Source organism: Ramlibacter sp., assembly GCF_050250995.1.
In the GTDB taxonomy this organism is placed as follows: domain Bacteria; phylum Pseudomonadota; class Gammaproteobacteria; order Burkholderiales; family Burkholderiaceae_C; genus Ramlibacter.
On the sequence record NZ_JBFWNP010000015.1, the window covers coordinates 58,378 to 83,637 of the forward strand.

The window sequence follows — 25,260 nt, forward strand, 5'->3', positions numbered from 1 at the left end:
GGTATAAGGTCGGTCCATGAAGGCCGTTTACCTCCAGCAATTCGGCGGACCCGAGGTCCTGATCCACGGAGACCTTCCCGATCCGGCCGCAGGCCCCGGGCAGGTCGTCGTCGACGTCCATGTGGCGAGCGTCAATGCCGCCGACTGGCGGGCGATCTCCGGCAAGTACGTGAGTCCGGGCGCGGAGATCCGCTTCCCGCTGATCCTGGGCCGCGATTTCTCCGGCACCGTCGGTGCGATCGGGGAGGGCGTCGACGACTTCCGCGTCGGCGACGAGGTGTTCGGCGTGCTCGAAGCCGGCCGCAACGGGACGTATTGCGAGAAGCTGGCGATCGGCGCGGCTATCGTCGCGAAGAAGCCTCCGGACGTTTCGCACACCGTCGCCGCCGCGCTGGCCCTCACGGGGCTCACGGCGCTGAGCGCGATCGAGGACACGCTGCGGCTCCAGCCGGGCGAGACGGTGCTGGTGCAGGGCGGCGCGGGCGGGGTGGCGAGCGTCGCCATCCAGATCGCGAAGCACATCGGCGCACGCGTCGTCACCACGGCCAGCGCCGGCAACATGGCGTGGCTGCGCGAACTCGGCGCCGAAGAAGTGATCGACTACGGCGCCACGGACTTCACGAAAGCGGTTCGCGACTGCGACGCGGTGCTCGATACGGTCGGCGGCGAAGTGGCGAACCGGTCCCTGGAGGTCCTGAAGCCGGGTGGCCGAGCCGCGTTCATCGGCGGACTGCCGACGGAGCCGACGCGCGGCGACGTGGCGATCCTGAAGCCGCCCGTGGCTCGTGCGCGGGCGCCGCTGGAGCGCATCGTTGCACTCCACCAGGCCGGCGTGGTGCGGACGCCCGTCGTGACCGACTATCCGCTGTCGCGCGCCGCGGAGGCCGTCGGCGTCAGCGCGGCGAGGCACCTGCGGGGGAAGCTGGTGCTGAAGGTGCGGTGAACGGCGGCGCTCGGGGCGACAACGCCTTCACGAGCAGCGCGTGGTCCGGCTTGCTCTTCGGAGACATGGTCTGGCGGAAGTGCCAGTAGAAGCCGCCGCCGACGAACGCCGGCTCCAGGGTCGTGTACGAATGAAACCGCCCGATGAGCTCGGCGCGCGTCGCGGCGTCCCGAGGGATTTCGCGGCCCCAGCCGAATTCGCCGAACGCGACTTTCGCCGCCGGAAAGCGCCGCGCGAGGCCGGTGAAGATGGCATCGATCTCCCGCTGAGTGAGCCGGTGGCCGCCGTTCTCGTCTTCGTAATAGCTCACCAGGACGTAGTCGAGGCCTGCACGCAGCCGGTGGCCCGGCGGAATATGGGTGTCGATCCACGGCAGCATGTCGTGGCCGGGTGTCGCCGGGTTCTCATGGAAGAACGTCAGCGCCGTCTTCTTGCCGTGCGCCCGCGCCACGTCGAACATCGCTTCGATCTTCGGCACGGGATCGCGCCCCACCCAATTGCCGTTGACCTCGTTGCCCACCTCCCAGATCGTCGCCGCATCGCCCAGCGCCCGCAGGTAGCGGTGCGCGCGTTCGCCCGCGCGCTTCGCGTCGATGTCCTTCATCCAGGACGAGTCGACGGGAAGCGCCATCACGTCCGCCACGGCGGCGAGCCGGCGCACCGAGTCGACGTACGACGAAGGCGGGGTGCCTTCGTCGAGCACGACGCGCAAAGCCGGCCGGCGCGGCAGCGCGGACAGTGCCTCGATCTGCGCGGCGGTGTCGACGTTCGGGTCGTCGGTGGTCACGCCCAGCCAGGGCCACGCGCGCGGTGCAATAGCGGAGGCCTGCGACGGCGCCATGACCTGCGCACGCGTGCCGGGAAGCACGCTCGCGGCGCAGGCGCAGAGCCCCCACGCAAACCAGCGCCAAGGCGGCGTCATGTCGTGGGTGGGAAGCGGCGGCGTCAGCCGCGCCGCGCCGCCTCGATCTTCGCGATGTCGATCTTGCGCATCGTCATCATCGCTTCGAAGGCGCGCTTGGCCGCCGCGGGGTCGGGATCTTGAAACGCATCGGTGAGGGCGCGCGGCGTGATCTGCCAGTTCACGCCCCACTTGTCCTTGCACCAGCCGCATTCGCTTTCCTGCCCGCCGTTGCCGACGATGGCGTTCCACAGCCGGTCGGTCTCGGCCTGGTCGTCGGTCGCGATCTGGAACGAAAACGATTCGTTGTGCTTGAACACCGGTCCGCCGTTGAGCCCCATGCAGGGGATGCCGCACACGGTGAAGTCCACGGTGAGCACGTCGCCCTCTTTGCCCGACGGATAGTCGCCGGGCGCGCGGTGCGTGGCCAGGACCGCGCTGTCGGGGAAGGTCTTCGCGTAGAACTCGGCGGCTTCGAGCGCCGTGCCGTCGTACCAGAGACAGATCGTGTTCTTGGGAATCGTCAAGGTTTTTTCTCCTGCTTCGTGGATGCCATTTTGACCCCACGACCCTCGGTTTTCGAGGTCAGGCGGCCATTCCGTGACCTTTGCATTTGGCATCATGGCTCATCAGCGGACGCAACTGTCGGAATCCGCTGACGGCTGCATCGGCGGCTTGCCTGCATAGTCTCCTCCTCGACTGTACGGAAGGTCCATGCCCGTTCGCGCCCGCTCGCTCCTGCTCATCCTTGCCTCGCTGCTCGCGCCGGCGCTCGCCGTGGCGCAGGCGCCCGCGCCGGGCGGGGTCGACGCGAACGCGCCCTCGTTCGATCTGGTGGTGGAGGCGCCGGGCGACCTGCGCGAGCTGCTCGAGCGCCACCTCGAACTGCGCCGGTACCGCGAGGTCAGCGACCTCGACGACGTGGAAATCCAGCGGCTGATCGTGCTGGCCGAGCGCGACGCGCGGCAGCTGCTCGGCACGCGCGGCTACTTCAGCCCGACGATCCGAATCGCGCGCGACAAGGGTCCGTCGCGCCCGCGCATCACCGTCGCGGTGGAGCCGGGCACGCCGGCCGCCATCGACAAGGTCGACATCGCTTTCGAAGGCGCCATCACGGCCGAGGAGCGTGGGATCGCGCAGCAGCGCGAGGGCATCCGCGGCGGCTGGGCGCTTCCCGTGGGGCGCCGGTTCACCCAGCAGGACTGGGATGGCGCGAAGCGACAGGCGCTGCAGGACCTCACGGCGCGCCGCTTTCTCGCGGGACGCATCGAGTACAGCCTGGCGGACGTCGATGCGGCGGCGAACAAGGCGTCGCTGTCCTTGCGGCTGAACTCGGGACCGGTGTACCGGCTCGGACCCATGCAGGTCACGGGTATCGAGAAGTATGACCCTGTGCTGGTGCCCCGTTTCTCGCAGCTGCAGCCCGGCTCGCTGTACGACCGCAACGAGCTCGTGGAGGCGCAGTTGCGGCTCACGGGCAGCGGCTACTTCGATTCGGCATTCCTCCTGGTCGACCCCGACGGCGATCCGGCGGCCGCGCCCGTGCAGGTCGCCGTGCGCGAAGCGCCGCTGCAGCGCCTCGTGCTCGGTGTGGGCGTGACCACCGACGTGGGCCCGCGCACGACTGTCGAGCACACGCACAACCGCCTGCCCCTCGTGGGCTGGCGCACCGTCAGCAAGCTCGACCTCAACCGCAAGACGCCGCTGATCCAGGCCGAGGCCACGTCCATCCCCGACGACGACCTCTGGCGCTGGAGCGTGCTCGGACGCACCGGGCGCGTGGAGGACGACGGCGTGCTCACCCACGGCCAGCGGCTGCGCATGGGCCGCATCAAGTCGTGGCGGCACATCGACCGCAACTACTACCTGCAGTACGACCGGGCGACCGCGCGGGCGGACGGCAGCGTCTTCGTCGCGCCGCAGGAGCTCGGCACGGGCTCGGCGCTCAGCGCCAACTACGTGTGGACCGGCCGCTACTTCGACAGCGACCTCTTGCCCACGGCCGGCTACGGCATCACGGGCGAGCTGGGCGGCGGCATCACGCTGGCCGGCGATCGCTCGGTCTTCCTGCGGCCGATGGCGCACGGTCTCATGTACCGGCCGATGAAGGAAGGGCGGCTGCAGTTTCGCGCGGAGCTCGGCGCGGTGATCGCGCGCAAGTCGGCGCTGCTGCCCGCCACGCTGCTCTACCGCACGGGCGGCGACACGACGGTGCGCGGCTACAAGTATCACGAGATCGGCGTGGACCTCGCGGGCGGTCGCACCGGCCCCGGCCGCTATCTCGCGAGCGGCAGCGTCGAATGGCAACGTCCGCTTCGCATCCGCGGCAACGCGTCGGACTTCGAGAGCGTGATGTTCGTGGACGCGGGCGCGGTGGCCAACCGCATCGGCGACCTCAAGCCGCGCGTCGGCGTCGGCGGCGGCGTGCGCTGGCGCAGCCCCGTCGGCCCGCTGGACGTCGCGCTCGGCTACGGTCTGAAGACGCAGAAGCTGCGCCTGCACCTCAACGTGGGGGTGACGTTTTGATGCTGGCGATGCTGTCCCGGGCGCTGCGCACGCTGCTGGGCATCGTCGTGGGCGCGATCGTCCTGCTGATGCTGCTGGCGGGCGGCCTGTGGTGGTGGACGGACACGGAAGGCTCGCTCGACTGGGCGTTGCGCCGCGCGGCGCGTGACCTGCCCGTGACGCTCGAAGGCGTGACGGGGTCGCTGCGCGACGGTTTGCGCATCGAGCGATTCGTGTGGGAGAAAGACGGCCTGAAAGTCGAGGCGCGCAAGGTCCACCTCGAATGGAACGCGCCGGCGCTTGTCAGGCGCACGGTGCAGGTCGACGAGCTCGAAGCCGCATCGGTCATCGTCACCGACAAGCGGCCCGCGACGGGCGAGCCGTTCAGCTTGCCGGCGTCGCTCGCGCTGCCGATGCGCGTGGTGGTGGACAAGTTCAGCGTCGGCGAGATCGACTATCGCAATGGCGTCGCGGTGAACGCGAAGGGCGCGGCCGGGAGCTATCGGTTCGGCGGCCTGAAGCACGAGCTGGTCATCGACGGCGTGCGCTGGGCCGAAGGGCGCTACGGCGGCAAGCTGGAGCTCGGCGCGACCGGCGACATGAAGGTGGACGCGCGCGTTCGCGGCGCGCTTTCGACGCCGGTGCCCGGCGCGCAGGAGAAGGTGCCGCTGGAGTTCGAGGCCACCGCGCGCGGGACCGTGCGCACGCTCGACGTGCAGGCGCTGCTGTCGGCGCGCCCGGACGTGAAGGCGACGCAGCCGCCGCGCGCGACCGTGACGGCACACGTCACGCCATTCGCCGATCAGCCGGTGCCGCGCGCCAACGCCGTGCTGCAGCGCGTGGACGTCGGCGCGCTGTGGCCGCAGGCGCCTCGTACCCTGCTGTCGGGCCGGGTCGAAGTGAAGCCGGCCGGCACCGCGACATGGGTCGTGAGCGCCGACCTCGACAACGCCGCCGCCGGACCGTGGGACCAGGGCAGGCTGCCCGCGAGTGCGCTGCGCGGCGCGGGTGAGTGGCACGGCGGCGCGGTGCTCGTGCGCGAACTGTTCGCGTCCGTGGGCGGCGGGGAAGTCCGTGCGAAGGGCGAATGGCGCGCGGGCGGCTGGGAGGTCGATGCGAACGTGAAGGGCGTGAACCCGGCCGAGGTGTACGGCACGCTCGCGCCCATGAACGTGAGCGGCAAGGCGCAGGCGCGCCAAGTGAAGGATGGCATCGCGTTCGATGTCGATCTTGCGGGGCAGGCGCGGGCGCGGCCGGCTGCACGACCGTCGGCACAACCGTCGGCCGGCGGCGACGCAGCCTCCGCGCTTGCCGCGCTGCAGATCCAGCAACTGCTGGCCAGGGGCCAATGGGCGGGCGACACGCTCACCTTGCAGACCCTGCAGGCGCGCGCGAGCGACGCGCAGCTGCGCGGCACGCTCGCGGCGAACATCAAGGCGCGCTCCGGCAGCGGCCGCCTCGAGCTCGACGCGCCGGGCATGAACGCGCGCGTGGACGGATCGATCTCCGCCTCGCGCGGCGGCGGCAAGGTCGAGGTGCGCGCCAGCGACCTCGCGCGCGTGCAGCAGTGGCTGCGCGGCGTGCCGCTCGTGCCTTCGGCGCTCGTCGCGACGCCCGTCGCGGGGCAGGCGCTCACCGCGTTTACATGGCAGGGCGGCTGGAACGACCCCGCGGTGCAGGGCTCGATCACGTCGCCGCAGGTGCGCTGGGGCAGCGGCGACGCGGCCTGGGCCGTCCGGGACGTGTCGGCCACCGTCGCCGGACGCCTGCGCGATGCGCAGCTGCAGCTTCGCGCGCTGGCGCAGCAGGGCACGCGCAGCGTGCAGGCGAACCTGAGCGCCCGCGGCGGCAAGGCGGGTGCGGAGTGGCGTGCGGCCGTCTCCGAATTCCGCTTCGCCCTGAAGGACCCGTCGCTCGGGGGCGGCGAGATTCCGTGGGAGCTGCAGTCGCGCACGCCCTTCGACCTTCAATGGGCCGACGGCGTGCTCGCCACCAGCGCGGGCGAAGCCACCCTCAGCGCGCCGGCCACGGGCGCCTCGCGAACGCCGCCCGCGACCCTTGCGTGGTCGCCCATCCGCTGGGGCGGCGGCGAGCTGCGTTCGCAGGGGCGCATCGCCGGCCTGCCGATGTCGTGGCTCTCCATCGTCGGCGGCCCGCAGCTCGCTGGCGGTGCCCTGTCGGGCGACATGGTGTTCGACGGCCAGTGGAACGCGCAGCTCGCGCGCGACCTGCGGCTCGATGCGACCCTGTCGCGCGTGCGCGGCGACATCGACGTCTTCGCCGAGAGCGACGAAGGCGTGGGCCGGCGGGTGAAGGCCGGCGTGCGCGACGCCGGCGTGCGCGTGCGTGCGCAGGCCGGGCGGGTCGAATTGTCGGCGCGCTGGGACAGCGAGCGCGCCGGCACGGCGACGGCCGAGGTCTCCTCCCGCCTCGTGCCTGGCGGCGCGCTCGGGTGGCAGTGGCCGCAGGACGCGCCGCTGCAGGGCCGCGTGCGCGCGGAGCTGCCGCGCATCGGCATCTGGTCGCTGCTCGCGCCGCCGGGCTGGCGCCTGCGCGGCACGGTGCGCGCCGACGTCGAGATCGCGGGCACGCGCGCTGCGCCGCGTCCGAGCGGCATCGTGAGCGGGGACGAACTCGCGCTGCGTTCGGTGGTCGACGGCGTCGAGCTGCGCGACGGCCGGCTGCGCGTGCGGCTCGACGGCGATCGGCTGCGCGTCGAGGAACTCCTGCTGCGGGGCGCGGGCGAAGGCGAGGGCGGCGGCACGCTCACGGCGCGCGGCGAGGGCCGCTGGACCGCGGCCGGGCCCGAGTTCGACGCGTCCGTGCAGCTCGCGAAACTGCGCGCGAGCATCCGCGCCGACCGGCGCATCACCATGTCGGGCACGCTCGACGCGAAGGTGACGCCGCAGCGCGCCGAGGTCGATGGACGCCTCTCGGTGGACGAGGCCGTCATCACGATCCCGGAAGAGTCGGCGCCGCAGCTCGGCGACGACGTCGTCGTGCGCAATGCGCCGGGACAGATCGCGACGGCGGACGAGCGCAAGAGGCAGCCGCCGCCGCAGCGCGCCGAGGGCCAGGCGGCGCAGCGGCCGATGCGCGCGTCGCTCAGGATCTCGTTGGGCAATGCGTTCCGGCTGCAGGGCCGCGGCGTCGACACCCGGCTGGCCGGCGACGTGGAAGTGACGGCGACGTCGCTGCGCGAGCCGCGCCTGAACGGCACCGTGCGAACGGTCGGCGGACGCTATCGCGCGTACGGCCAGCAGCTCGACATCGAGCGCGGCGAGATCCGTTTCACGGGTCCGCCGGACAATCCCGCGCTCGACGTGCTCGCCATTCGGCCGCGCATGGAACAGCGCGTCGGCGTGATGGTCACGGGCCGCGCGCAGTCGCCCGTGGTGCGGCTGTATTCCGAGCCCGACATGGCCGATGCGCAGAAGCTCACGCTGCTCGTCACGGGCAAGCCGACGGCCGCGACCGGCGCCGAGGCGGCGCTGGTGCAGCAGGCCGCGCTCGCGCTGCTCGCCGCGCGCGGCGGCGGCAAATCGGGCCCGGGCATCGCGGGCCGGCTCGGGCTGGACAACCTGTCGGTGAGCCGCGGCAGCGAGGGCGCGATGGTGTCGCTCGGCAAGCGTTTCGCGGACAACTTCTATGCCTCGTACGAGCGCACCCTGTCGGGCGGCATGGGCACGCTCTACATCTTCTACGAGCTGTCGCGAAGGATGAAGGTGCGCGCGGAGGCGGGGCAGGCATCTGCCATCGACCTCATCTTCACGTTCGCGTGGTGAGCGCTCGCGCGTGATTGCGAAATCCGCGAAGTTCGCCGCACGGCCGCGCACGGCGCTGCACAATCCCTTGGAACTACCCGAGAGGCCGATATGTTCAAGTTCATCGCCAAGTTCGCGGCAGTCGCCGCGCTGACCGTGGCCGCCGGCGTCGCCGCGGCCTACCCCACGAAGCCGATCACGCTGATCGTTCCCTTCAGCGCGGGCACCATCAACGACATTCTCGCGCGCGACTTCGCGCAGGCGCTCACGAGCGTCGCGAAGGTGAACGTGGTGGTCGAGAACCGCACCGGCGCCGAGGGCACGCTGGGCGGCATGGGCCTGCTGAGCGCGCCGGCCGACGGCCACACGCTGATGTTCAGCAGCAACTCGCTCACCGTGTTCGATCCGCTCATCAAGAAGACGATTCCGTACGACCCGATCAAGGACCTCGTGCCGGTGTGCAGCGTGGGCCGCAGCACGCTGTTGCTCAACGTGTCGGCGGCGGGTCCGTACAAGACGGTAACCGATTTCGTCGCGGCGGCGAAGGCGCAGCCGGGCAAGCTGACCTTCGCGTACGCGAGCACCGGGATGCGTCTGGCGGGCGAGATGTTCGCGCAGGCGGCCGGCGTGCAGCTCACGGGCGTGCCGTATCGCGCGAGCGTGGCGGGCCTGACCGACGTCAGCTCGGGCCAGGTCGACGCGGTCTTCATCGACCATTCGTCCGCGCGTTCGTTCTTCGAAGGCGGCAAGCTGCGGCCGCTCGTGGCCGGCGCGCAGAAGCGCATCGCCGCGCTGCCGAACCTGCCGTCCGCCGCCGAGGCAGGGCTGCCCGCCTTCGCCGTGCAGCCCTGGTTCGGCGTCTACGCCTCCGGCAAGACGCCGCCCGCCATCATGGCGCAGGTGAACGAACTCGTCGGCCGCGCGGTCAAGACCCCCGAGATCGCGGCCATGCAGCAGAATCGCGGCCTCGAATCGGCCGACACCTGCGGCGACGCGATGGTGAAGTTCCGCAACGACGAGATGGAGACTTGGCGCGCGGTGGTGAAGAAGGCGGGGATCCAGCCTTCTTGAGCGGGATCCCGGACTCTACACAGCCGCCGTCACCCTGATCCCTCGGATCTGCCCCGCTTCGCGCGACACCGGACGCGGATAGGTCTGCGCGTCGAAGCGGTGCAGCAGCTCCGCTTCGCGTGCGCGGGCGACGGCCACGTTCGCGAGCTTCACATGGCCGAAGCCGCGCATCGACAGGGGCAGGGCGGCGATGTCGGTGGCGACCTTCAGGCGTTCGGCCGTCAGCGCGGGCAGCAGTGACGCGATGCGCTGCGTGTAGGCCCCGATCGACTCGCGCTCCATCCTGCGCTCCGCCGTCCGGCCGAAGAGGTCGAGCCAGGTGCCGCGCAATCGCTTGCCCAGGGCGAGCGCGCGCATCGCGGGCAGCATCCACGCACCGAGGCGGATCTTGCGCGGCGGCTGGCCGCCGCGCGAGCGCGAGAGCACGGGCGGCGCCATGTAGAACTCGAGCGCGGCATCGCCTTCGAACTGCTCGCGCAGCGTGCGCTGGAATTCGCCGTCGGTGTAGAGGCGGGCGACCTCGTATTCGTCCTTGTACGCCATGAGCTTCAGCAGCGACCGGGCGACGGCGCGCGTGAAGGGCAGCGAGGCGTCGACATTCAACGAAGCCTCGCGCGCGCGGACCTGCTCGACGAACGCCATGTAGCGGGAGGCATAGACCGCGTCCTGGTAGCCGGTGAGGTGACGCACCGCTTGCGCGACGATCGCATCGAGCGTCTCTGCGGCGTGCGCCTCGCTCGGCCCGGGCGCATGCACGCCGACCAGCGCCTCCACGGCGCGTGGGTCGTGCGCGCCCAGCCTGCCGAGCGAGAACGCGAGCTTGTTGGTCTCGACGCCCACGCCGTTCAGCTCGATCGCGCGCAGCATGGCCGCGAGGCTCACCGGCACCAGACCGCGCTGCCACGCGGAGCCGAGCGCCACCATGTTCGAGTAGATCGTGTCGCCGAGGAAGGCTTCCGCCAGGGCCTGCGCATCGAGCGTCTCGACGCGCTCGGCGCCGGCGGCGAAGCGCAGCTTCTCCAGCAGTTCGGGCGCGCGCAGGCTCGCGTCCGGGTTGCGCAGGCTCTCGGCCACCGGCACCTCGTGCAGGTTCGCTAGGATGCGCGTGCGGCCGTGGCGCACGGTGACCAGCGCTTCGGGGGAGGCGCCGACGACGAGGTCGCACGCGAGGATGGCATCGGCCTGCTGCGTGTCGATGCGCACCTGGTTGAGTCGCGAGGGGACGTCGGCAAGCCGGACATAGGAAAGCACCGAGCCGCCCTTCTGCGCGAACCCCATGAAGTCGAGCACGCTCGCGCTTTTGCCTTCGAGGTGCGCGGCCATCGCGACGAGCGCGCCGAGGGTGACGACGCCCGTGCCGCCGACGCCGGTGACGAGAAGGTCGTAGGGGGCGGTCCAGGTGGGGTCCGCGGGCAGGGGCAGCCGTTCGATGTGGGCTTGGAATGCGTCGAGGATGGGAAGCCCTGGATCCCCGCCTTCGCGGGAATCCAGGGCTCCCGCCTTCTTCCGCGGCTTCGCCCCGACCACCCCGACGAAGCTCGGACAGAACCCCTTCGCGCACGAATAGTCCTTGTTGCAGCTCGACTGGTCGATCTTCCGCTTGCGTCCCATCGACGTCTCGAGCGGCAGCACCGCCACGCAGTTGCTCTGCACGGTGCAGTCGCCGCAGCCTTCGCACACGCGCTCGTTGATGAAGAGGCGCCGCGCGGGCTCGACCAGCTCCCCTTTCTTGCGCCGCCGCCGCTTCTCCGCCGCGCAGGTCTGCTCGTAGATCAGCACCGTGACGCCCGGCATCTCGCGCAGGCGACGCTGCACCGCATCGAGCTCGGCGCGATCATGGAATTCGGTGCCTGAGGGAAATCGCGAATGCAGTCCGTCGTACTTCGCAATGTCGTCCGACAGCACCACGACCTTCTTCACGCCCTCGGCCTCCACCTGCCGCGCGATGCCGTCGACGCTGATGATGCCGTCCACCGGCTGGCCGCCCGTCATCGCCACCGCATCGTTGAAGAGGATCTTGTACGTGAGCGTCGCCTTCGCCGCGACCGCCTGGCGAATCGCGAGATAGCCCGAGTGGTAGTAGGTTCCGTCGCCGAGGTTCTGGAACACGTGCGGCACCTTCGTGAACATCGCGTGGGACACCCAGTCGACGCCTTCGCCGCCCATCTGGATCAGGCCCTCGGTGTCGCGGTCCATCCAGCTCGCCATGAAGTGGCAGCCGATGCCGGCTTGCGCATGCGAGCCCTCGGGCACCTTCGTCGAGGTGTTGTGCGGGCAGCCCGCGCAGAAGTAGGGCTGTCGCTTCACGCTGTCCGATCCGTTGGACAGCAGCTCGGGCGGCGTGAAGTCGCGCACGAGGTGGCGGCGGTCGAGGTCCGGGTAGTGCGCCACGAGCCAGTTCGCCACGATCTCGATCAGGCGCGACGGACGCAGCTCGCCGAGCGCCGAGACGAGCGCGCGACCCTGCGCATCGTGCTTGCCGACGACGGCGGGACGCACCGCGTCGTTGTAGAACATCGAGCGCAGCTGCTCCTCGACGACCGGACCCTTTTCCTCGATGACCAGCAACTCCGACAGGCCGCGCGCGAACTCCCGCATGCGGGTGGGCTCGATGGGATACGTGAGGCCGAGCTTGCAGATGCGCACGCCATGCTGCGCGAGCGTCTCGGGCGAGATGTCGAGGCGGCGCAGTACCTCCATGAAATCGTAATGCGCCTTGCCGGCGGTGACGATGCCGACGGTGGCCCGCGGACTCTCGACGATGTGACGGTCGATGCTGTTGATGCGGGCGAATGCGCGCACGGCGTCGAGCTTCGCATGCAGGCGCTGCTCGATGACGAGCGAGGGGAGGTCGGGCCAGCGGTAGTGCAACCCGCCCGCGGGCGGCACGTAGCCGGTCAGCGCACGGACGGTCTGCGCGTCCTGCCACGTCGCGACCCGGGCATTCACGAGATCGAGGTCGACGGTCGATCCGCTTTCCACGATCTCCGACAGCGCGGTGAACCCGACCCAGTTGCCGGAGAAGCGCGACAGCGCCCAGCCGTAGAGCCCGAACTCGAGGTACTCGGCCACGCTTGCCGGCGAGACGATGGGCGCGTGCCAGGACTGGAAGGCCTGATCGCTCTGGTGCGGCATGGACGAGGAAACGCAGCCGTGGTCGTCGCCCGCGACCATCAGCACGCCGCCGTGCGGCGACGCGCCGTACGCGTTGCCGTGTTTGAGCGCATCGCCCGCGCGGTCGACGCCCGGCCCCTTGCCGTACCACATGGCGAACACGCCGTCGCACGTGCGTTCGGGGTCGGCCTCGACGCGCTGCGTGCCGAGCACAGCCGTCGCGCCCAGCTCTTCGTTGATCGCGGGAAGGAATCGCAGTCCAGCCTCGTCGAACTTCCGGCCGGCCTTCCAGACCTGCTGGTCGAGCATGCCCAGGGGCGAGCCGCGGTAGCCGCTGAGGAAGCCCCGTGTGTTCAGGCCTGCGGCGGCATCGCGTTGCCGCTGCATGAGCATGAGGCGAACGAGCGCCTGCGTGCCCGTGAGGAACACGGCCCCATCGGGCGACCACAGGTTGTCGGCGAGCCGGTAGCCGGGGCGGGCGAGCGTCGTCTGCATGCGGGAGAGCTTACGCGCGGTAGGGAGAAAAGTGATTCTTCTTTACCTCTTCCGACGTGCCGTACGAGAATGATGTTCTCGCGGGCTTGAAGGGGCTGGAGAATGATCGAACTCGACCGTCACGACCTCCTGCTGCTTGCCGAGCTCCAGCGCGATTCACGCCAGACGGTGCAGCAACTCGCCACCGCCGTCGGGCTGTCGAACACGCCTTGCTGGAAGCGCGTGAAGGAGCTGGAGGCGCGCGGCGTGATTCGCGGCTACACCGCGCTGGTCGACCGCGAGAAGGTCGGCCTGATGCTGTGTGTGCTGGCCGAGGTCAACCTCACGCGCCACCACGAGGACGACGTGCAGAAGTTCGAGCGTGCCGTCGCCGCGTGCCCGCAGATCGTGGGCTGCTACGCGACGACGGGCCAGGCCGACTACATGATCAAGGTGCTCGTGCCCGACATCAAGAGCTACGAATCCTTCCTGCACGAGACCGTGTTCAAGCTGCCCGGCGTCACGCACGTGCGATCGAGCGTGGTCCTGAAGGAGGTGAAGGCGGAGACGCGGCTGCCCGTGGAGGGGACGGAGAAGGTAGCGCCGCGGCGCAGGCGGGCGTGAGGGCAGGGTCTGGCGTCAGAAGGGATTGACGATCCGCAGGGTGTCGTCGATCACGAGGCCGGAGTGCATGTCCTCGGAATACAGAGTCCTGCATTCTGCGATCAATGCAGAGGCCGCGATCATGGCGTCATACAGTGCCAGTTGATGGCGCTGAGCCAGGGTCCGGCCGAGCCGGTTCGTTTCGACGGTCAGGGGCTCGACTGCGACGAAGGCCTCGACCAACGCGAGCAACTCGTCGATCTCGGCCCACGACAGGGCCAGCTTGCGGCGCGCGACGTTCGTGACCTCGTTGAGAACCTGGACGCTGACGGTCGCGCCCGAGCGAAGGATCGCTTCCGCACGATCGGCCTTCGCCGCATCCGAGGACAGAAGATACAGGAGGACGTTGCTGTCGAGAAACGCGTCACTTCCGGCCATTGGCATCGTCCCGATCGAATCTGAAATCGACCGGCAGCCTTCCCCGGAACTTTCGCAACCTTGCGAGCAACGCATCCTTGCCCGGCTTCTTCTTCACCTCGAACACACGTTCCCCCGCCACGATCACCTCGATGTCGTCACCTTCATGGAGTTGCAGGGCGTCGACCACGGACGCCGGCAACCGGATGGCAAGACTGTTTCCCCACTTCGACACCTGCATGACAGCCTCTGGATATACCTTCATAAAAAGTATATCCACGATTTCTCATCGGTACAAGTTGTCCGCATGTCATAAAGTCGATTGCATGAACACCCTCCAGAGCTACATCGCCGGCCGCTGGGTCGGCGCCACCGCGGCGCAGGCGCTGCGCAGCGCGGTCAACGGCAAGACCGTCGCGGCCACGCATGCGGAGAAGATCGACTTCGCCGAAGCGGTCGACCACGCGAGGCGCGTCGGCGTGCCGAACTGCTGAAGCTCGACTTCCAGCAGCGCGCCGAGCGGCTCAAGGCCATGGCGAAGTTCCTCGGCGAGCGCAAGGAGACGCTTTATGCGATTTCCGCGCACACCGGCGCGACGCGCACCGACAGCTGGATCGACATCGAGGGTGGCAGCGGTACGTTGTTCGCGTATTCGGGCGTCGGCGCGAACGAGCTGCCGTCGGGCAACGTGGTCCACGAAGGGCCGGTGATTCCGCTCGGCAAGAAGGGCGGCTTCGCAGGCACGCACATCCTGGTGCCGCGCGGCGGCGTCGCGGTCCACATCAACGCGTTCAATTTTCCGGTGTGGGGCCTGCTCGAGAAATTCGCCCCGAGTTTCCTCGCGGGCATGCCCTGCATCGGCAAGCCGGCGACGTCGACGAGCTATCTCACCGAAGCATGCGTGCGCCTGCTCATGGAATCGGGTCTGCTGCCCGAGGGCAGCCTGCAACTCGTGATCGGTAGCACGGGCGACCTGCTCGACCGGCTCGATGGCAGCGACGTCGTCACCTTCACCGGCTCCGCCGACACGGCGGCGAAGCTGCGCGTGCATCCGAACATCGTGCGGCATTCGATTCCTTTCAACGCCGAGGCCGACTCGCTGAACATGGCCGTGCTCGCGCCCGACGTCGCACCGGACGACGAGGAGTTCGACCTCTTCGTCAAGGAGGTGGCGCGCGAGATGACGGTGAAGGCCGGGCAGAAATGCACGGCGATCCGCCGCGCGATCGTGCCGGCTTCGCATGTCGATGAAGTCGCGAAGCGCCTGCGCGCACGCCTCGCGAAGACGGTCGTGGGCGATCCGTCGCTGGAAGACGTGCGCATGGGCGCGCTGGCCTCTCACGACCAGCTCGCGGACGTTGCGGCGCGCGTGCAATCGCTGCTGGGGAGCGCCGAGCTCGTGTTCGGCGAGAAAGACGGATTCGCGCCGAAGGGCGAGGGCGTCGCCGGAGGCGCGTTCTTTGCGCCCACGCTGCTGCTCGCCCGCGACGCGCTGAACGACGACGCGGTGCATGACATCGAAGCGTTCGGGCCCGTGTCGACGCTTATGACGTATCGCGATCTCGACGAAGCGCTGGCGCTCGCCGCCAAGGGCAAGGGCAGCCTGGTCGGCACGCTCGTCACGAAGGACCCGGCAACGGCCGCGCGCTTCGTGCCGGCGGCCGCGGCCACGCACGGGCGCATCCTCATCCTCGACCGCGAAGCCGCGGTCGATTCGACCGGACACGGCTCCCCGCTGCCGGTGCTCAAGCACGGCGGCCCGGGCCGCGCGGGCGGCGGCGAAGAACTCGGTGGGGTGCGGGCGGTGAAGCACTACCTGCAGCGCACGGCGGTCCAGGGCTCGCCCACGATGCTCGCGGCGGTCACGGGCGAACACGTGCGCGGCGCGAAGGTGCGCGACGACGGCGTGCATCCGTTCCGCAAGTACTTCGAGGACCTTCAGGTCGGCGACTCGCTGCTCACGCATCGCCGCACGGTGACCGAGGCCGACATCGTCGCCTTCGGCGGCATCTCGGGCGATTACTTCTACATGCACTTCGACGACGTCGCCGCGAAGGAGTCGCCCTTCGGCAAGCGCATCGCGCACGGCTACTTCGTGCTGTCGGCGGCGGCGGGCCTGTTCGTGTCGCCTGCGCCGGGGCCGGTGCTCGCGAACTACGGCCTCGACACGCTGCGCTTCATCAAGCCCGTGGGCATCGGCGACACGATCCAGGCACGGCTCACGGCGAAGCGCAAGATCGACAAGAAGAAGGACCAGGGCGTGGTGGCGTGGGACGTCGAGGTGACGAACCAGGAGGGGCAGGTGGTGGCGAGCTACGACATTTTGACGCTGGTGGCGAAGCGGGGCGGGTAGGCTTTCCAGGGGCGTGACATACTGCCAGCCCATGGCCGAGCCTTTCCCTTTTTCTGCGATCGTGGGGCAGGACGAAATGAAGCTGGCGATCCTCGCGACCGCGATCGATCCCCGCATCGGCGGTGTCCTGGTCTTCGGCGACCGGGGCACCGGCAAGTCCACTGCCGTGCGTGCGCTGGCGGCCTTGTTGCCGCCCATCCGCGTCGTCGTCGCCTGCCGCTACAACTGCGACCCCGCCGAGCCCTTCGCCGAATGCCCCGACTGCGCCGCGTCGCGCACGTCATCCGCCAGGTCGCCGCGCTCGGCACTGGTGCCCGTGCCGGTGGTCGACTTGCCACTCGGCGCGACCGAGGACCGGGTGGTCGGCGCCCTGGACCTGGAGCGCGCGCTCGCGCAGGGTGTCAAGGCTTTCGAGCCGGGCCTGCTGGCCCGCGCCAACCGCGGCTATCTCTACATCGACGAAGTGAACCTGCTGGAGGATCACCTGGTCGACCTCCTGATCGACGTGGCAGCTTCCGGCGAAAACGTGGTGGAGCGCGAAGGCCTGAGCGTGCGTCACCCCGCGCGTTTCGTGCTGGTGGGCAGCGGCAATCCCGAGGAGGGCGAGCTGCGGCCGCAGTTGCTGGACCGGTTCGGTCTCTCGGTGGAGGTCAAGACGCCGCAGGACCTGGATGTGCGCGTCGAGGTGGTACGGCGGCGCGATGCCTTCGAGAGCGACCCGGCCGGCTTCGTGGCCCAGTGGGCGAAGGAGGACGCGCGCACGCGGCGACGCATCGTGGCCGGCCGCAACCGGCTCGCGAGCGTGGAAGTGCCGGACTCGACCCGCGCGCTCGCCGCTCGGTTGTGCACCGTGCTCGGCACGGACGGCTTGCGGGGCGATCTCACGCTCATGCGGGCCGCGCGCGCGCTGGCGGCCCTGGAGGGCGATGCCGAAGTCGGCGCCGCGCACCTGCGGCGCATGGCCGCGCCTGCCCTGCGCCACCGCCTGCGTCGCAATCCGCTGGACGACGCGGGCTCCACCGTCCGCGTGGAGCGGGCGGTGGCGGACCTGCTCGGCGCGTGATGTCCGCGGCCTCGATACCGGCCGGACACGCGGATGCAGTGGCGGATGCGGTGGCGGATGCGGTGGCGGATGCGGTGGCGGCGGCTGCGCTGTTCGCGGTGGACCCGGCGGGGCTGCAGGGCGTCGTGCTGCGTGCGCCGGCAGGCGCCGCGCGCGACGAATGGACGGCGCTGCTGCAAGCGCTGCTGCCCCCGGCGACGCCGTGGCGGCGTGTTCCAGCGCACTGCACGGACTCCGCGCTGCTGGGCGGCCTCGACCTCGGCGCGACCTTGCGGGAAGGCCGTCCGGTCGCCCGGCAGGGAATGCTGGCCGCCGCGGATGGCGGCGTGATCGTGCTGCCGATGGCCGAGCGGCTGGCTGCCGGGCGTGCAGCGCTGCTCGCCGCCGTGCTCGACACCGGCGAGCTTGCTGCGGGCCACGACGCCCTCCTGCCCAGGAGGCCGGCGCGGCTGGGCGTGCTCGCGCTGGACGAGGGCGTGAGTGACGAGGAGGGCGTTCCGGCGGCCCTGATGGACCGCCTCGCATTCCATGTGGATCTGCAAGGCTTCGCCATCCCCGAGGGTGAAGTGGCGCCCGGGTCCGCCGAAGACATCGCGCGTGCGCGCGGCTTGCTGCCGCTCGTGCGCTGCGGCGACGACATCCTGCAAGCCCTGTGCGCGGCGGCGCTGGCGCTGGGAGTGGACTCCGCTCGGGCCTCCTTGCTCGCGGTGCGCGCGGCGCGCGCGGCGGCGGCCCTGGACGGGGTGGCCGAGGTGCGGGAGCCGCACGCCGCGCTCGCGGCGCGGCTGGTGCTGGCGCCGCGTGCCACGCAGGTTCCGGCGCAGCCCGCCGACGAAGCACGGAGCGCGCAGGAGCCGGCGGAGGCGCCCCCACCGGAAGTGCAGGCGGAATCCCCCCCCCGAACCCCAGGCGCAGTCCCCGGATACCCCAGGGCCTCAGGACGAAGGCGACACGTCGGAGGGGGCCGAGATCGCAGCCGACGCCTTGGCCGACAGCGTGCTGGCCGCAGCGCACGCCGCGATTCCCGCCGGACTGCTGGCCGGCTTGAAGCTGGGGACCGGCCATCGCGCGCGGGGCGCCGCGGGGCGCTCCGGCGCCGCGCAGAAAAGCCAGTCGCGCGGGCGGCCCATTGGCGCGCGCCGCGGCGAGCCGCGGGCCGGCGCACGGCTGCACCTGATCGAGACCCTGCGCGCTGCCGCGCCCTGGCAAAGGCTGCGGCGCGCGCAGATGGGGCAGGCGCCTTCGGCGGACCCGGGGACGGCAGCAGGCGCCGGGCCCGCCGCGCCGCGCGTGCTGGTGCGGCGCGAGGATTTCCACGTCGCCCGTCTGCGTCAGCGCAGGCAGACCACCACCGTGTTCGTCGTCGATGCTTCGGGGTCCGCGGCGTTGAACCGGCTGGCGGAAGCCAAGGGGGCCGTCGAACTGTTGCTGGCCGACTGCTACGTCCGCCGCGACCGGGTGGCGGTGCTGGCCTTCCGTGGCGCGGGCGCCGAATTGCTGTTGCCGCCCACGCGCTCGCTGGCACGGGCCAAGCGCAGTCTCGCAGCATTGCCCGGAGGCGGCGGTACCCCGCTGGCCGCCGGTCTCGACGCGGCGCGCCAGTTGGCGGACGGCATCCGGCGGCGGGGCGAGACGCCGATCGTGGTGCTGCTGACCGATGGCCGCGCGAACATCGCGCGCGATGGCACGCCGGGCCGCGCCCGCGCCATCGATGAGGCGCATGCGGCCGCGCGGCAACTGCGCATGGAGGCCTTCACCGCCTTGCTGCTGGACACATCGCCGCAACCCGAGGCCAGCGCCCGGCTGCTGGCGCAGGCGATGGGCGCCACCTACCTGCCGCTGCCTTACGCCGGCGCGCAACGGCTGTCGCAGGCCGTGCACGCCGCCACGGCAGCGGCCGGGCGCTGAGGCAGGGCGATCGTGCCCGCTGCCCTGGCCTGGGAACGCGATGGCCTGGACTGGCCGCACCGCGACGCTAGCCGGTTCGTGCAGGCGGGCGGCCTGCGCTGGCATGTTCAGCGCTTCGATCCCGCATCGGATCCGCAAGAACCGGAGACGCCCACCGTGCTGCTGCTGCACGGCACGGGTTCGTCCACGCATTCATGGCGCGACGTGGCGCCCTTGCTCGCGCGACATGTCCCGGTCGTGGCCTGCGACCTCCCGGGGCATGCCTTCAGCGCCATGCCCGAGCGGGGCGCGGCAAGCGAGCAGTTCCTGGTGTCCGGCATGGCCCGCGCGGTCGCAGACCTGCTCAAGGTGATGGGGGTGCGGCCGGCGCTGGTCGCCGGGCATTCGGCCGGCGCCGCGGTCGCCTTGCGGATGTGCCTCGATGGCTGGATCGCCCCGCGCGCCGTCGTGGGCATCAATGCCGCCCTGATGCCCTGGGGCGGCCTGGCGGGCCAGCTGGTGTCCCCCGCGGCGCGCCTGATGGCGGCGACGAGCCTCGTGCCGCGCCTGTTTGCCTGGCGGGCGAGCGACCCGGCGGTGCTCAGACGCCTTGTCGGGGGGACCGGTTCGACGCTGGACGCGACCGGATTGGCGCTCTACGGCCGGCTCGTGCGCGATCCGGGCCACGCGGCCGCGGCGCTGGCGATGATGGCGCAGTGGGACCTGCATTCGCTGATGCGCGACATGCCCCGACTGAATGTGCCTTTGCAGGTCGTGGTCGGCGCGTGCGACCGGACCGTCTCGCCACGCGAAGCGTCGCGCGTGCAGGCGATGGTGCCCGCGGCATGCCGGTTGCCCGTCATTTCCCTTCCGGGGCTGGGCCACCTGGCGCACGAGGAGCGCCCCGACGCCGTCGCCGCCATCCTGCTGGAACGGCTGGGCGTCCCGGTTTCGGCAAACCGGTGAGGCAAGCACCGAGTTGTCATATTTTGTTGACACTCATATGATGCTTCGATGTTGACACCCGCCGACAGCCTGTCGAAACCCCATGCCGTCGTGATCGGAAGCGGGTTTGGCGGGCTGGCGGCGGCGGTCCGGCTGGGTGCCCGCGGCTACCGGGTCACGGTCCTGGAGAAGCTGGATGCCCCTGGCGGTCGCGCGTATGTGCACCGGCAGGACGGCTTTACCTTCGATGCGGGCCCCACGGTGATTACCGCGCCGTTCCTGCTGGAGGAGCTCTGGGCCTTGTGCGGCCGGCGGCTGCAGGACGACATCGACCTGCGTCCGGTTGCGCCTTACTACCGCATCCGCTTCGACGACGGGACCGTCTTCGACTACAGCGGCGATGCCGATGCCATGCGTGCCGAGGTCGCCAAGCTGGCGCCGGGGGACGTGGCGGGCTACGAGCGATTCCTGGCTGCGAGCGAGGCGATCTACAAGGTCGGCTTCGAGCAACTGGGCCACGTGCCGTTCGACTCCTGGACCGACATGCTGCGGGTGCTCCCGGCCCTGCTCAGGCTGGAGGGGTACCGCACGGTCTATTCGCTGGCCTGCAAGCACGTCAGGGATGCGCGCTTGCGGGTGGTGCTGACCTTCCAGTCGCTGCTGGTGGGCGGCAATCCCTTCGCCACAACTTCCGTGTATTGCCTCATCGCATTCCTGGAGCGGCGCTGGGGTGTGCACTTCCCCATGGGGGGCACCGGAACCCTGGTCGACGGACTCGTCCGCCTGATCGAAGGACAGGGCGGCACGGTGCGCTGCCGCAGCGGCGTGTCCGAAATCACCGTGGAGCAGGGCGCCGCCACCGGCGTGCGCCTGGAGAGCGGCGAAGTTCTCGCAGCCGACGTGGTCGTGTCCAACGCCGATTCGGCCACGACTTACCGCAAGCTGGTCGCGCCCGAGCATCGCAGGCGGTGGACCGACAGGCGCATCGCGAAGTCGCGCTATTCCATGAGCCTGTTCGTCTGGTATTTCGGCACCCGTCGCCAGTACCCCGACGTGGCGCACCACACCATCGCACTTGGGCCGCGGTACCGCGAACTGCTCGGCGACATTTTCGATCGCAAGGTGCTGGCCGAGGACTTCAGCCTGTACCTGCACCGGCCCACGGCCACCGATCCCTCGTTGGCGCCGCCGGGCTGCGACACGTTCTACGTGCTTGCGCCCGTGCCCCACCTGCAAAGCGGAACGGACTGGGCCCGCACGGCGGAGCCTTACCGCAAGTCGATCGCCCAGCGGCTGCAGGCGACCCTGCTGCCCGGCCTGGAAGACCAGATCGTCACTTCGCGCCTGCTCACGCCCCAGGACTTCCAGGACCGGTTGTCTTCTTACCGCGGCGCGGCGTTCGGCCTGGAGCCGGTGCTGAGCCAGAGCGCGTGGTTCCGTCCGCACAACCGCAGCGAGGAGCTGCGCAATCTTTACCTCGTCGGGGCCGGCACTCATCCCGGCGCCGGCCTGCCCGGCGTGCTTTCTTCGGCACGCGTCCTCGATTCGGTGGTCCCCCATGCAGACACATTCGCCCAGCCTCGTTACTCCCCCGGCCTGGCCGGCCCTGCCGTCGCCTGAGGACGCGGGCCCGGCCTCGCTGGCCGCGGCCGCAGCCGACATGGCCGCCTGCCGCGCCGCGCTGCGCGTAGGCTCGTACACTTTTTTTGCGGCATCCCTGCTGCTGCCCGCGCGGGTCCGCGAGCCGGCTTGTGCCCTCTATGCCTTCTGCCGGCTGGCCGACGATGCCGTGGACGAGGGCGCCGACAAGACCGCAGCCGTTGCCGCCATGCGTTCGCGCCTGGACAGCGCGTATCGCGGCCGGCCGCTGCCGGTCCCGGCGGACCGGGCGCTTGCCGCCGTGCTCGCGCACTTCGCCATCCCGCGCGCGATCCCCGCCGCCCTGCTCGAAGGCTTCGAGTGGGACGCCGCGGGCAGGCGCTACGAAACCATCGAAGACCTGCAGGCCTATGCGGCGCGCGTGGCGGGCACGGTAGGCGCGATGATGGCCTTGCTCATGGGGGTGCGCTGCGCGGAGAGCGTGGCGCGCGCCACCGAGCTCGGGGTGGCGATGCAGCTTTCGAACATTGCCCGGGACGTGGGCGAGGATGCGCGGTCCGGCCGGCTCTACCTGCCGCTGGCCTGGCTGCGCGAGGCCGGCGTGGACCCCGATGCCTGGCTCGCGCGCCCGGTCTTCAACCCGGCCATCGCCGCGGTCGTGCAACGGCTGCTGCGGGTCGCAGACGGCCTCTACGCGGGCGTTGGCGAGGGGGTCGCGTTGCTGCCGCTGGATTGCCGGCCCGGCATCAACGCGGCGCGCTTCCTCTACGCAGACATCGGTCACGAGGTGGCACGCCGGGGCCTCGACTCCATCTCCACGCGCGCCGTCGTCGCGCGCCGTCGCAAGCTGTGGTTGCTGGCGCGCGCGTTGACGTGCCTGGCGCCTGCGATGCCCGCCTCGCCCAGATCCTGCCTGGCGGAAACGAAGTTCCTGGTGGATGCGGTGCTCGCGCAGCCCGATGCCGCGCCGACGCAGCCGCTGCCCTGGTGGCGAGTGCGCCGGCGCATGGATGCGCGTGCGGTCTGGATCATCGAACTGTTCGACCGGCTCGAGCGCCGGGAGCAGGCGGGGCGGCTGCCGGCGAGCATCTGAACATGGATTCCAGCTGGTCGCCCCTCATCCTCATCGAACTCGTCCTGGTGTTCGGCGGCGTGCTGGCGTGGGGCGTCTGGCAGCTCTGGACGCTGCGCAAGGAAAACGAGAAGGCGGCACGACGCGAGCGCGAACAGGCGCGCGACGAATAGCGTCTTCCGCAGCGGTTCAGTTCGGTGCCGAAGGCTTCGGCGACTCGGGCTCGTGCATTCGACGGCGCGCCCGCCGCAGCGCCAGCATCACCGCGAGAGCCGCCACAGGAATGGACAGGCCGACGATGAGGTCGGGCTGGAGCGCGAGCCCGCCCGCCTTGCCCGCCTTGGCCAGGTAGCCGAGCAGGCCGGCGACGTAGTAGACGATCGCCGCGACGGACAGGCCTTCGACGGTTTGCTGCAGCCGCAACTGCAGCTTGGCGCGTCGGTCCATCGATTCCAGCAGTGCCTGGTTCTGGCGCTCGCGGGCGATGTCGACGCGCGTGGACAGCAGTGCGCTTGCTTTCGCGACCCGATCCGACAGGCCACGCAGGCGCTGTGCCGCCGTGGCGCACGTGGCCACCGCGGGCGTCAGCCGGCGTGCCATGAATTCCTCGATGGTCTGCATGCCGGGCAGCCGGGTTTCGCGCAACTCGCCGATCCGCGTGGTCACGAGTTCGTGATACGCACGGCAAGCGTCGAAGCGGAACTGGCTGCTCGACAGACAACTCTCGATCTCGGCGGCCAGACGGGTCAGCTCGTGCAACAAGGCCTCGTCCTTGCCGCCCTCGGCGGCGATGCGCGCCGTCAGCTCGGCAAGTGACGCTTCGATGGCGCCGATTCGCGGCCCCAGGTGCCGGGCGATCGGCAGGGCCAGCAGGGCCATCATCCGGTAGGCCTCGATCTCGAACAGTCGCTGGAGGGTCTGCCCTGCCTGCCGCTCGGTGAAACCGCGGTTGTGGACGACGAAACGAACGAACCCGTCCGGCTGGATCCTGAAGTCCGTGTAGGCGAGTCCGGCACCGCCTCCAATCTCCCCGCCGACCGAGACGTTGCCGCCGAACAGCGTCGACAGTTCGGCGGCGTCGGGGGGCGTTGCCGCGTCGCGAATCACCTCCGCATGCGCCGCGACGATGGTGGTTCCGGGCAGGCCCGCGAGCCAGCCGGAAGGCATCAGGGAGGCGGCGGGCTCGGTGAATGCCTGCGGGCTCAAGCCGGGCGCCATCATCGTGAAGCCGGAAAATTCCCCGTGGCGCTCCCACTTGAAGCGCACTTTGCCAAGCTGGGCGCCGTACTGGGTCGCGTCCAGTGCCGGGGGCGGGACCTGGTACGCCTCGCACAAGGCGGCGATGTGAGCGCGTTCGCGGTCGCGGTCCCGAAGGTCGATCAGCACCGCGACATAGGTCGCGCGGCCCGGTGTGGTCAGCGGCTGCGGCGGGCGCGCGTGAACCTCGGCGGCCATGGCGAGCCGCGACGGATGGTCAGGCGGCAGCATGACGGCTCCCTTGGGTATGGATCATCGAGCGCTCCTTACTGAGTCAACCGGTCGTTCAAGGCGTGACCCTTCCGGCAGGACGCGGGCGCGCCCGGCCCGCGAGCCGGGGCATGCGAAACGGCAGCATCAGCTGGACCGCCCGCGCGGCCCAGCGGTGCAGCGACAGACTCTCGTGCACGGCAGCGACCTCTTCTCCGAACATGCAGGTGCGCAGCAGGGAGCGGGCATAGAACGGGGCGTCTTCCAGCGTCTGCACGACGCGTGGCGCGAAGACGCGATCGCACCGGGTGGCGCGGGCCAGGCGCCAGCCGGTCGGCGGCAGCGGTGCGCGCGGCGGCGGATCGACCTGGCGCACCTGGCCCGTGCCATCGAATTGAAGCGCCAGCGCCATCGCGCTGCCATCGCTGCGTTCCACGTCGTAGAGCACGGCGGCGCGTTGCCCCGGCAGGGCGGCGCGCGACCAGTCCCAGCGTGCGAAATCCTGCTCGAGGGGCCGTTCGCCGGCGTTGCAATCGAGGTAGCCGGCCCCTTCCCAGCGCAGCGCCGGATGCGACAGGTCCACCTCGACCCGGGCGCACGGCGCGATCGGACACCACAGGTGCCGCCCCGCCGCATCGAGCGGGTAACGCGTGTTCATCAGCGCCGCGGGGCGCAGGCGAACGGTGCCGCGCACGCGCGATGGCCAGGGGACGGTCACTTCCTCGATCTGGATGGTCAGGATGCCATCGGACCACGTGAGCTGGCTGGGTCCGATTCGCAGGACCGAGGGGCCGCGGCGCACCGCATCGGCGCCTCTTTCGGTCATGGTCCAGCCGGTGGCCGATCCGGTGCCCGGCTGCGCATACAGCGCGACGTTCAGCGCGCAGTGGTCCAGTGCGTCGGCGGACCCGCGGCGCCGCGCTTGCGCGTAATACGGGGAGAAGACGCTGCCGATGAAAGCGATGAGGGTCAGGCCGTGCCGGCCGTCGTCGCTGAGCGCGTCCAGATACCACCACGCGTAGCCGCCGCGCGTGACGTGCAGGTCGAACGCCGGGCTCACGGTGCCGGCTCCCACGGGCCGG

18 protein-coding genes and 2 pseudogenes are annotated in these 25,260 nt (G+C 70.6%); 13 read left to right on the plus strand and 7 right to left on the minus strand.

Going from position 1 to position 25,260, the window contains the following annotated elements; all coding sequences use genetic code 11:
• The first annotated feature begins 16 nt into the window (after positions 1–16).
• The gene (locus tag AB7E83_RS12435; protein ID WP_428569806.1) at positions 17–943 is read left to right on the plus strand and encodes an NADP-dependent oxidoreductase; all 927 of its coding nucleotides are present in this window, start codon (positions 17–19) and stop codon (positions 941–943) included.
• Here the strand turns inward: AB7E83_RS12435 and AB7E83_RS12440 are convergent.
• Both AB7E83_RS12440 and AB7E83_RS12445 read right to left on the minus strand, forming a co-directional pair.
• Positions 894–1,865, minus strand: a complete 972-nt coding sequence (locus AB7E83_RS12440) for a hypothetical protein (RefSeq protein ID WP_428569809.1) — start codon at positions 1,863–1,865, stop codon at positions 894–896. The two genes, AB7E83_RS12435 and AB7E83_RS12440, sit on opposite strands and share 50 nt — an antisense overlap.
• Before the next feature lie 23 nt (positions 1,866–1,888).
• Positions 1,889–2,365, minus strand: coding sequence for a VOC family protein (locus tag AB7E83_RS12445; protein ID WP_428569889.1), 477 nt, complete (start codon positions 2,363–2,365; stop codon positions 1,889–1,891).
• Positions 2,366–2,558: 193 nt separating this feature from the next.
• Between AB7E83_RS12445 and AB7E83_RS12450 the strand changes: the two genes are divergently transcribed.
• The 3 genes from AB7E83_RS12450 to AB7E83_RS12460 all read left to right on the plus strand — a co-directional run bounded on the left by AB7E83_RS12450 (position 2,559) and on the right by AB7E83_RS12460 (position 9,184).
• Positions 2,559–4,370 (plus strand): autotransporter assembly complex protein TamA, encoded by a 1,812-nt coding sequence (locus AB7E83_RS12450; RefSeq protein WP_428569811.1) that lies wholly within the window; start codon positions 2,559–2,561, stop codon positions 4,368–4,370.
• A complete protein-coding gene (locus AB7E83_RS12455) occupies positions 4,370–8,134 on the plus strand; it encodes a translocation/assembly module TamB domain-containing protein (RefSeq protein ID WP_428569814.1) in 3,765 nt (1,254 codons plus the stop codon). The genes AB7E83_RS12450 and AB7E83_RS12455 overlap by 1 nt, the downstream gene beginning before the upstream one ends.
• 90 nt (positions 8,135–8,224) lie before the next feature.
• Complete coding sequence (locus AB7E83_RS12460) at positions 8,225–9,184, plus strand: Bug family tripartite tricarboxylate transporter substrate binding protein (protein ID WP_428569816.1); 960 nt, start codon at positions 8,225–8,227, stop codon at positions 9,182–9,184.
• Positions 9,185–9,199: 15 nt separating this feature from the next.
• Here AB7E83_RS12460 and AB7E83_RS12465 read toward each other — a convergent pair whose 3' ends face one another.
• The gene (locus tag AB7E83_RS12465) at positions 9,200–12,793 is read right to left on the minus strand and encodes an indolepyruvate ferredoxin oxidoreductase family protein (RefSeq protein WP_428569818.1); all 3,594 of its coding nucleotides are present in this window, start codon (positions 12,791–12,793) and stop codon (positions 9,200–9,202) included.
• Positions 12,794–12,895: 102 nt separating this feature from the next.
• Between AB7E83_RS12465 and AB7E83_RS12470 the strand changes: the two genes are divergently transcribed.
• Complete coding sequence (locus AB7E83_RS12470) at positions 12,896–13,396, plus strand: Lrp/AsnC family transcriptional regulator (protein ID WP_428569821.1); 501 nt, start codon at positions 12,896–12,898, stop codon at positions 13,394–13,396.
• Between the two features lie 15 nt (positions 13,397–13,411).
• Here AB7E83_RS12470 and AB7E83_RS12475 read toward each other — a convergent pair whose 3' ends face one another.
• On the minus strand, positions 13,412–13,813 hold the full coding sequence (locus AB7E83_RS12475; protein ID WP_428569823.1) for a PIN domain-containing protein: 402 nt from the start codon (positions 13,811–13,813) through the stop codon (positions 13,412–13,414).
• Positions 13,800–14,033, minus strand: a complete 234-nt coding sequence (locus AB7E83_RS12480) for an AbrB/MazE/SpoVT family DNA-binding domain-containing protein (protein WP_428569826.1) — start codon at positions 14,031–14,033, stop codon at positions 13,800–13,802. Before AB7E83_RS12480 ends, AB7E83_RS12475 begins: the two co-directional genes overlap by 14 nt.
• An 85-nt stretch (positions 14,034–14,118) precedes the next feature.
• Here AB7E83_RS12480 and paaZ point away from each other — a divergent pair.
• From paaZ to AB7E83_RS12520, 8 genes and pseudogenes are all read left to right on the plus strand, one after another.
• Positions 14,119–16,145: pseudogene (gene paaZ / locus AB7E83_RS12485) on the plus strand (phenylacetic acid degradation bifunctional protein PaaZ).
• Between the two features lie 31 nt (positions 16,146–16,176).
• Positions 16,177–17,208: a magnesium chelatase ATPase subunit I gene (gene bchI / locus AB7E83_RS12490; protein WP_428569829.1), complete on the plus strand. Its 1,032-nt coding sequence runs from the start codon at positions 16,177–16,179 to the stop codon at positions 17,206–17,208.
• Between the two features lie 509 nt (positions 17,209–17,717).
• Positions 17,718–17,999, plus strand: a pseudogene (gene bchD / locus AB7E83_RS12495) (magnesium chelatase subunit D); the annotation flags it as partial.
• A gap of 193 nt (positions 18,000–18,192) precedes the next feature.
• A complete protein-coding gene (locus tag AB7E83_RS12500; RefSeq protein WP_428569831.1) occupies positions 18,193–19,116 on the plus strand; it encodes a VWA domain-containing protein in 924 nt (307 codons plus the stop codon).
• Positions 19,117–19,128: 12 nt separating this feature from the next.
• The gene (bchO, locus tag AB7E83_RS12505) at positions 19,129–20,061 is read left to right on the plus strand and encodes an alpha/beta fold hydrolase BchO (RefSeq protein ID WP_428569833.1); all 933 of its coding nucleotides are present in this window, start codon (positions 19,129–19,131) and stop codon (positions 20,059–20,061) included.
• Positions 20,062–20,109: 48 nt separating this feature from the next.
• Positions 20,110–21,660, plus strand: a complete 1,551-nt coding sequence (locus AB7E83_RS12510) for a phytoene desaturase (protein ID WP_428569836.1) — start codon at positions 20,110–20,112, stop codon at positions 21,658–21,660.
• Between the two features lie 40 nt (positions 21,661–21,700).
• Entirely contained in the window at positions 21,701–22,732 is a 1,032-nt protein-coding gene (locus AB7E83_RS12515) for a phytoene/squalene synthase family protein (protein WP_428569839.1), read from the plus strand.
• 2 nt (positions 22,733–22,734) lie between these two features.
• Positions 22,735–22,884 carry a hypothetical protein gene (locus tag AB7E83_RS12520; protein ID WP_428569841.1) on the plus strand — a complete coding sequence of 50 codons (150 nt, stop codon included), beginning with the start codon at positions 22,735–22,737 and terminating at the stop codon, positions 22,882–22,884.
• Positions 22,885–22,900: 16 nt separating this feature from the next.
• On the opposite strand, the gene AB7E83_RS12525 is transcribed toward AB7E83_RS12520, so the two are convergent.
• Both AB7E83_RS12525 and AB7E83_RS12530 read right to left on the minus strand, forming a co-directional pair.
• Positions 22,901–24,199, minus strand: a complete 1,299-nt coding sequence (locus AB7E83_RS12525) for a DUF3422 family protein (protein WP_428569844.1) — start codon at positions 24,197–24,199, stop codon at positions 22,901–22,903.
• A 55-nt stretch (positions 24,200–24,254) separates the two neighbouring features.
• Complete coding sequence (locus tag AB7E83_RS12530; protein WP_428569846.1) at positions 24,255–25,238, minus strand: carotenoid 1,2-hydratase; 984 nt, start codon at positions 25,236–25,238, stop codon at positions 24,255–24,257.
• Positions 25,239–25,260: the final 22 nt, after the last annotated feature.